This window comes from Pinirhizobacter sp. (assembly GCF_035317885.1).
GTDB lineage: Bacteria > Pseudomonadota > Gammaproteobacteria > Xanthomonadales > Rhodanobacteraceae > Pinirhizobacter.
Map to the genome: position 1 here is coordinate 1 of NZ_DATHFX010000328.1, position 7,482 is coordinate 7,482.

At 66.3% G+C, this 7,482-nt stretch carries 9 protein-coding genes; 4 read left to right on the plus strand and 5 right to left on the minus strand.

Going from position 1 to position 7,482, the window contains the following annotated elements; genetic code table 11:
• Both VK519_RS10615 and VK519_RS10620 read left to right on the plus strand, forming a co-directional pair.
• Positions 1 to 962: enolase C-terminal domain-like protein (locus VK519_RS10615; RefSeq protein WP_324349649.1), on the plus strand; the 962-nt coding region annotated here is incomplete at its 5' end.
• A 3-nt stretch (positions 963 to 965) separates the two neighbouring features.
• A complete protein-coding gene (locus VK519_RS10620; protein WP_324349651.1) occupies positions 966 to 2,096 on the plus strand; it encodes an alpha-hydroxy acid oxidase in 1,131 nt (376 codons plus the stop codon).
• A gap of 5 nt (positions 2,097 to 2,101) precedes the next feature.
• Here VK519_RS10620 and VK519_RS10625 read toward each other — a convergent pair whose 3' ends face one another.
• Both VK519_RS10625 and fucP read right to left on the minus strand, forming a co-directional pair.
• The gene (locus tag VK519_RS10625; RefSeq protein ID WP_324349653.1) at positions 2,102 to 2,437 is read right to left on the minus strand and encodes an L-rhamnose mutarotase; all 336 of its coding nucleotides are present in this window, start codon (positions 2,435 to 2,437) and stop codon (positions 2,102 to 2,104) included.
• Between the two features lie 17 nt (positions 2,438 to 2,454).
• Positions 2,455 to 3,717 carry an L-fucose:H+ symporter permease gene (gene fucP / locus VK519_RS10630; protein WP_414692735.1) on the minus strand — a complete coding sequence of 421 codons (1,263 nt, stop codon included), beginning with the start codon at positions 3,715 to 3,717 and terminating at the stop codon, positions 2,455 to 2,457.
• Between the two features lie 172 nt (positions 3,718 to 3,889).
• Between fucP and VK519_RS10635 the strand changes: the two genes are divergently transcribed.
• Positions 3,890 to 4,642 (plus strand): IclR family transcriptional regulator, encoded by a 753-nt coding sequence (locus tag VK519_RS10635; RefSeq protein WP_324349657.1) that lies wholly within the window; start codon positions 3,890 to 3,892, stop codon positions 4,640 to 4,642.
• An 8-nt stretch (positions 4,643 to 4,650) separates the two neighbouring features.
• Here the strand turns inward: VK519_RS10635 and VK519_RS10640 are convergent, their stop codons facing one another.
• The 3 genes from VK519_RS10640 to VK519_RS10650 are packed head-to-tail and all read right to left on the minus strand — an operon-like array spanning position 4,651 to position 7,039.
• Positions 4,651 to 4,953 carry a DUF6587 family protein gene (locus tag VK519_RS10640; RefSeq protein ID WP_324349659.1) on the minus strand — a complete coding sequence of 101 codons (303 nt, stop codon included), beginning with the start codon at positions 4,951 to 4,953 and terminating at the stop codon, positions 4,651 to 4,653.
• A complete protein-coding gene (gene feoB, locus VK519_RS10645) occupies positions 4,950 to 6,797 on the minus strand; it encodes a ferrous iron transporter B (protein ID WP_324349661.1) in 1,848 nt (615 codons plus the stop codon). The genes VK519_RS10640 and feoB overlap by 4 nt, the downstream gene beginning before the upstream one ends.
• The gene (locus tag VK519_RS10650) at positions 6,794 to 7,039 is read right to left on the minus strand and encodes a FeoA family protein (protein WP_324349663.1); all 246 of its coding nucleotides are present in this window, start codon (positions 7,037 to 7,039) and stop codon (positions 6,794 to 6,796) included. Before VK519_RS10650 ends, feoB begins: the two co-directional genes overlap by 4 nt.
• 79 nt (positions 7,040 to 7,118) lie before the next feature.
• On the opposite strand from VK519_RS10650, the gene VK519_RS10655 reads away from it, so the two are divergent.
• The coding region (locus VK519_RS10655) for an enoyl-CoA hydratase-related protein (RefSeq protein ID WP_324349665.1) at positions 7,119 to 7,482 on the plus strand (364 nt) is incomplete at its 3' end.

The window sequence follows — 7,482 nt, forward strand, 5'->3', positions numbered from 1 at the left end:
CCGCCTGGGACATGGCGGCGCGCCGCGCAGGTCTGCCCTTGTGGCGCTTCATCGCCCAGATGAGCCCCGAGGCCCTCGTGGCCACCATCGATTTCCGGTACCTCACCGACGCCCTCACGCCGGACGAGGCGCTGGGAATGCTGCGCGCGGCCCAGCCCCACCGGGCCGCGCGCATCTCCCGGCTGCTGGAGGAAGGCTACCCGGCCTACACGACATCGCCCGGCTGGCTGGGCTACAGCGACGAGAAACTCCAGCGCCTGGCACGCGAGGCAGTGGCGGAGGGTTTCAACACCATCAAGCTGAAAGTAGGTGCGCACGTGGACGACGACATCCGCCGCTGCCGCCTTGCACGCCAGGCCGTCGGCCCGGACGTTGCCATCGCCGTGGACGCCAACCAGCGCTGGGACGTGCCGCAGGCGATCGAGTGGATGCGCCAGCTGGAAGATTTCGGCCTGGCCTGGATCGAGGAACCCACCAGCCCCGACGACATCCTGGGCCACGCCGCGATCCGCCGCGCCATCGGCACACCGGTATCCACCGGCGAGCACACCCACAACCGCGTGATGTTCAAGCAACTGCTGCAAGCCGGGAGCGTCGACCTGATCCAGATCGATGCCGCGCGCGTGGGTGGCGTGAACGAGAACCTGGCCATCCTGCTGCTGGCGGCGAAGTTCGGGGTGCGCGTATTCCCGCATGCGGGAGGCGTGGGCCTGTGCGAACTGGTGCAGCACCTGGCCATGGCCGACTACGTCGCCATCACGGGTTTGAAGGACGACCGCGCGATCGAGTTCGTCGATCACCTGCACGAGCACTTCGTCGACCCTGTGACCATCCGCAACGGCCGCTACCTCGCTCCGGCAGCTCCGGGTTTCTCGGCCCAGATGCACCAGGCCTCGATCGATGCCCACCGCTTCCCCGACGGCCCGGTATGGCAGGATGCGCCTGTCGCGATGACGGGCTAGCCAATGACCACCATCACCAACGTGGCGGACCTGCGCGAACTGGCGCGCCGCCGCGTGCCCCGCGCTTTCTTCGAATACGCCGACCGGGGCTCCTACGACGAATCAACCCTCCGCGAGAACGTCCGCGCCCTTGACCGGATCAAGCTGCGCCAGCGGGTGATGATCGACGTCGACCGGCGGAACCTTGCCACCAGCTTCATCGGCCAGCCGGTGAGCCTGCCGCTGGCCATAGCACCTACGGGGCTCACCGGGTTGCAGTACGGCGGTGGCGAGATCCTTGGTGCGCGGGCCGCGGCCGCGGCCGGTATTCCCTTCACCCTGAGCACGATGTCGATCTGTTCGATCGAGCAGGTGGCCGCCGCCTGCGACACGCCGTTCTGGTTCCAGGTGTATGTGATGCGCGACCGCGGTTTCACCCGTGAGTTGATCCAGCGCGCGCACGCGGCAAAGTGTTCGGCACTGATGCTTACCGTGGATCTCACCATCCAGGGCCAGCGCCACCGGGAGGTCAAGAACGGCCTGGCGGTGCCGCCGAAGCTCACCCTGCGCAATGCCGTGGATATCATGGGCAAGCCTCGCTGGGTATGGAACGTGCTGCGCGCGCCCAGCCGCTCGTTCGGCAACCTTGCCGGGCGCATCGGCGGCGACAGTCTCACCACCCTGTCGCAGTGGATCGCCAGCCAGTTCGATCCCACGCTCACCTGGGCGGACCTCGCATGGATCCGCGAGGCGTGGCCCGGGAAGTTGATCATCAAGGGCATCATGGATCCCCGTGACGCGAAGCTTGCCGCCGACCACGGCGTGGATGCGATCGTCGTGTCCAACCATGGCGGCCGCCAGCTCGACGGTGCGCCGGCCAGCATCGATGCCCTGCCTGCCGTGGTACAGGAAGTGGGCGACCGTTGCGAAGTGTTGTTCGACGGCGGTATCACCAGCGGCCAGGCGCTATTCAAGGCACTGGCACTTGGCGCACGCGGTGCGCTGATGGGCAAGGCGTTCCTTTATGGGCTCGGTGCGATGGGCCAACCGGGCGTGACCGCCGCGATCGAGATCATCCGCAAGGAATTGAGCACCACCATGGCGCTGTGCGGCCAGACCGACGTTGCTGCGATCGATCGCGACGCTCTCTGGTAGTACCGTTACGGCAGGCGGAATATCTCGTCCATCGGCACCCACTTCTGCCCTTCGGCCGCCCACGGCAGACGCTTCTGGAAGGTGTCCATCAACCGTTCCCAGGCCTGTATGCGCGGATTGGAAGCATCCGAGGCCGCCTTGGCGGCTGCGTCGTAGCCAGGGCCTGCCTCCATCACCATCACCAGGCGGTTGCTGGTGCGGTAGATGCGCATGTCGATGATGCCGGCATCGCGGATGGATTTCACCACCTCCGGCCAGATCGTGTCGGCGCGATGCCAGCGCTCGTACTCGGCGATCGCCTGCGCGTCGTTGCGAAGGTCCAGCGCGAAAAGCTGACGCAAGTGGGCCTCGCCCGGCATCAGGCGCGCATCCGCACATGATGCCGCGCGAAAGCGGCCACGACGACAAAGGCGATGCCCGGCACCACCATCGCATGGGCGATGCCGAACTGGTCCGATACCGCGCCGAGCCCCGCAGTGAGTACCGCGCCGCCGATGATGGTCATCACCAGCAGCGCCGAGCCGATCTTGCGCTCGTCATCGTCGTGGTCGCGCACGCCCAGGCCGAAGATGGTCGGGTACATCACCGACATGAAGAAGCTGCAGGCCACCAGCGCACAGGCGCCCACCAGGCCCGGCGCCAGCATGGCAACGAGCACCAGTGCCACGTTGATGACGGCGAAGCCCATCAGCAAACGCTCGGCCGGCACGCGCTTCATCAACGCCGTGCCAATGAATCGCCCGGCCAGGAAAGCCACCATGCACGCGGTGAGGAAATTGGCTGCTTCCTTCGCCGGTGTTCCCGGCATGCCGAATTGCACGTAGCGGATCAGGTAGCTCCATACGCCTACCTGCGCACCCACATAGAAGAACTGCGCAACCAGGGCGAACACGAACGAGCGGTCGCGCATCAGGCGGCCCATCACGCCGTGGCGTGCGGGCGCGTCATCGGCCGCGATGCCCACCGCCGGGAACCGGGTGACCAGGATCAACACCGCCCAGGCCACTACCACCACGCCGATCACGAAGTACGGCCACTGCACCGCGCTGGTTTCCTGCGCCAGGTACGCCGCACGCGTACCTGCATCCATCGCGGCCATCTGCGCCGGCGTGTGCTCGATGCCGGAGAAAATGAAATGCTGCCCTACCAGCACGCCGGTGATCGAGCCCAGCGGGTTGAAAGCCTGCGCCAGGTTCAACCGGCGCGTGCCGGATTCGGCCGGCCCCAGCAGGGTCACGAATGGATTGGCCGACGTCTCAAGGAAAGCCAGCCCGCTGGCGATCACGAACAGCGCGAACAGGAACAGGCCATACGTGCCCAGGCTCGCCGCCGGCCAGAACAGGAAGGCGCCGGCGCCGTAAAGCAGCAGGCCGAACACCACAGCGCTCTTGTAGCCGAAGCGACGCATGAACAGGCCCGCCGGCATGGCGATGAGGAAATACCCCATGTAGAACGCGCTCTGCACCAGCCCGGCCTGGAAGTCGCTCAGCACAAACGACTTCTTGAACTGCGCCACCAGCACGTCGTTGAGGTTGTTGGCCAGGCCCCAGAGGAAGAACAACGCGACGATCAATACGAATGGGCCGAGCAGGCCTTGGGTCGCTTGCCGACTGGCCGGCATCGGTAACGGGGTGGCACTCGCCATCAACTGCTCCTGTGGTCACCGGTGCACGCGTTGTGCAAATATGAACTCAGCGTTCATGCGCGCACAAGACGCAGTGCAGCAAATCCATGCATGGCGCCCCACCTTGCCGATCAGGCAAGCTTGCACGTCGCCACCTTTTGAAGCGGACATGGCCAAGGAACCGACCAAATACCGTGCCCCGGCCCTGGACAAGGGCCTGGACATCATTGAACTCCTGGCCGCGGCGCCAGCGGCCTTGAGCATTGCCGAAATCTCCGAGGGTGTTGGCCGCTCGCGCGGTGAGATCTTCCGCATGCTCCAGGTACTGGAGGAACGCGACTACATTGCCCGCAACGAAGGCGATGGCAGCTACGCCATTACGCCTCGCCTGTTCCGGCTGGGCATGGAACAGCCGCCGGTGAAGAACGTGGTGGAAACCGCCCTGCCCTTGATGCATCGCCTGGCGGGCGAGATCGAGCAAAGCTGCCACCTGGTGGTGCCTTCGGGCGAGCAGATCGTGGTGGTGGCGCGCATCGACCCGCCCGGCGACATCGGCCTGGTGGTGCGCGTCGGCCACCGCCGCCCAATGGCCCAGGCAACTTCCGGGCTGGTGCTATTGGCGTGGCAAGGTGATGCCGTCAGGGATCACTGGCTGGACGTCGTCGAAGCGCACGACGACAGTATTGAGCGCAAGGCCCTGCTCCGCCGGCTGACGAAGATCCGCGAAAAAGGCTATGCCTCGGCTCCGAGTCATGTTGTCGGCGGCGTCACCGACCTCTCCGCGCCGATCCTTGAACACGGGCATGCCGTGTGCGCACTTACCGTGCCCTTCATCGCGCGGGAAGGATCGTCCATCGACATGGCGATGACGGTGGGCACCTTGTGCAAGGCCGCGGCGGATATATCGGCCGAACTCGGCTAACGAGGGCTCTAAGGCCGCGCGCGCGGCCGGAAATGCAGCGGCTGTACGTCGGGTTGGTTGCCCACCGGCTTCGGTCCGCAGCTGCCGCAACTGCCGCAGCCATCGCCACAGCTACCCGTCGCCGCTTTCGGCTGCATGCGCTCGCCCAGGGCGCGCATCCATGCCGACCGCGGCGGTCCATTGAGCGCCGCCGACAGCCGTGCCTGCACCCGCGTGGCCGTTTTCGGCAGCAGTTTGCGGAAGGCCGTGATCGCGGCAAACAGCACAACGATGCCGATCACGATGGCCTGGATGAAAGCGAAAGCGGTCATGAGAGCGCACTCGCGATCTGGTAGGTAGCGAACGATGCCAGATACGCCAGGCCGAACAGGTAACCTGCGGCGATCGCCACGTTGCGCCAGGAATTGGTTTCGCGGCGGATCACCGCCAGGGTGGACATGCACTGCGGAGCGAACACGTACCAAGCCAGCAGCGACAGTGCGGTGGCCAGCGACCACTGATGGGAAATGAGCGTGCCCAGTTGCGACGCCACGGCGTCTTCGCCACCGGACATGGCGTAGACCGTACCCAGCGATGCCACCGCCACCTCGCGCGCGGCCAGGCCCGGCACCAGCGCCACGCAGATCTGCCAATTGAAGCCGATCGGGGCAAAGATGTAGTGCAGCAGATGGCCGATGCGCCCCGCCAGGCTGTAGTCGATCGCGGGCAGGGTGGCGTTGGCCGGTGGCCCCGGGAAGCTCGCCAGGAACCACAGCAGCACCGTGAGCGCCAGGATGATGCCGCCCACCCGGCGCAGGAAGATCTTGCTGCGCTCCCACAGCCCCAGGGCGATGTCCCGCGCATGCGGCACGCGATAGGACGGCAGTTCCATGATCAACGCGTGCTCGCTCTTGTCGCGGCGCATGCGCTTGATCACCCAGGCCACCGCCAGCGCACTGAAGATGCCGGCGAAATACAGCACGAACAGCACGATGCCCTGCAGGTTGAACACCCCGCCCACGATGCGTGGCGGGATGAACGCCGCGATCAGCAGGGTATACACCGGCAGCCGCGCAGAACACGTCATCAGCGGCGCCACCATGATCGTGGTGAGGCGGTCGCGCGGGTCGTTGATGCTGCGCGTGGCCATGATGCCGGGGATGGCGCAGGCGAAACTGGACAGCAGCGGAATGAACGCGCGGCCGGTAAGGCCCGCCTTGAACATGGTGCGGTCGAGCAGGAACGCCGCCCGCGGCAGGTAGCCAGATTCCTCCAGCACCAGGATGAAGAAGAACAGGATCAGGATCTGCGGCAGGAATACCAGCACGGCGCCCAGGCCCGCGAACACGCCGTCGTTCAACAGGCTATGCAGTGCGCTGCCGGCGGGAAGGAAGCCGGTGGACCAGGCGCCAAGCCAGGTGATGCCTGCCTGGATGCCATCCATCACCGGCTTCGCCCAGGAGAACACCGCCTGGAAGATGAAGAACATCAACCCGGCCAGGATCACCATGCCCATCACCGGATGCAGTGCCCAGCGGTCCAGCGCGTCGTCGACGGCGGCGGTTTCGCGCGGCGTGGTGACGGTGGCGGCAAGCAGCTCACGCACCTGCGCGTGCACCTGGGCCGGGGTTAGCGGGGCCGGATCGGACGGCGCCACTTCCGGCACGTCGCCGTCGACACGCTCGATCAACGCCTTCGCACCGCCTCTCTGGACGGCGATGGTCTGCACCACCGGCACGCCAAGGCGCCGCTGCAGTTCGTCGACGTCGATCACGATGCCGCGCCGTTTGGCCGCGTCCATCATGTTCAACGCCAGCACCACCGGCCGGCCCAGCTGGCGCACTTCCAGCACGAAGCGCAGGTGCAGGCGCAGGTTCGTGGCATCGGCTACGCAGACGATGAGATCGGGTGCGGCCTCGCCCGGGTAACGCCCGAGGCAGACATCGCGGGTGATGGCTTCGTCCGGGCTGGTGGCGGCGAAACTGTAGGCGCCGGGGAGGTCGAGCAACTGGAAGCTGCGGCCCGAAGGCGCCACGAAGCGGCCTTCCTTGCGCTCCACGGTCACGCCGGCGTAGTTGGCCACCTTCTGCCGGCCACCGGTGAGCAGGTTGAACAGCGCCGTTTTGCCGCAGTTCGGGTTGCCGACCAGGGCAATGCGCAGGACTGACTCACTCATGCCGTAGCCTCCTGGCTTACCGTCACCCGCGCAGCCTCCGACCGGCGCAGCGCAAAGCGCGTGGAGCCGATCTGCACCAGCAGCGGATCGCCACCGAGCGGCCCGCGGGCGACAATGCGCACGGGTTCACCGCAGACAAAGCCCAGCTCGCGCAGGCGCTGGGCGATGGGATCGGCGGGGTGGGCATCTTCAACATCCTGGACCATGGCGGGCGCGCCTCTGGGCAACTCGGACAACCGCACGGATGATTACTCAAATAAGAATAGTTCGCATTATACGCCGTTGTATCCTTTCTTGCACATTACCTACGGGGTTTAATCCATGACCGACGCCGTCCTGCTCGAACGCTCCGGCACCCTGGCCACGATCACCCTGGACCGTCCGGCGGTACACAACGCCTTCGACGACGCGCTGATCGCCTCCCTCACCGCCACCCTGGCCCAGGTCGACGCGGACGAAAGCGTCCGGGCGGTGGTACTAACCGGCGAGGGTGCAAGCTTCTCGGCGGGGGCCGACCTCAACTGGATGCGTGGCATGGCCGGCGCCAGCGAGGCGGAAAACCGTGCCGACTCCGAGCGCCTGGCCGCGCTGATGCACCGCCTGCAGTTCCTCTCCAAGCCCACCATCGCGCGCGTCAATGGCGCGGCCTACGGCGGCGGCGTGGGCCTGATCGCCTGCTGCGATA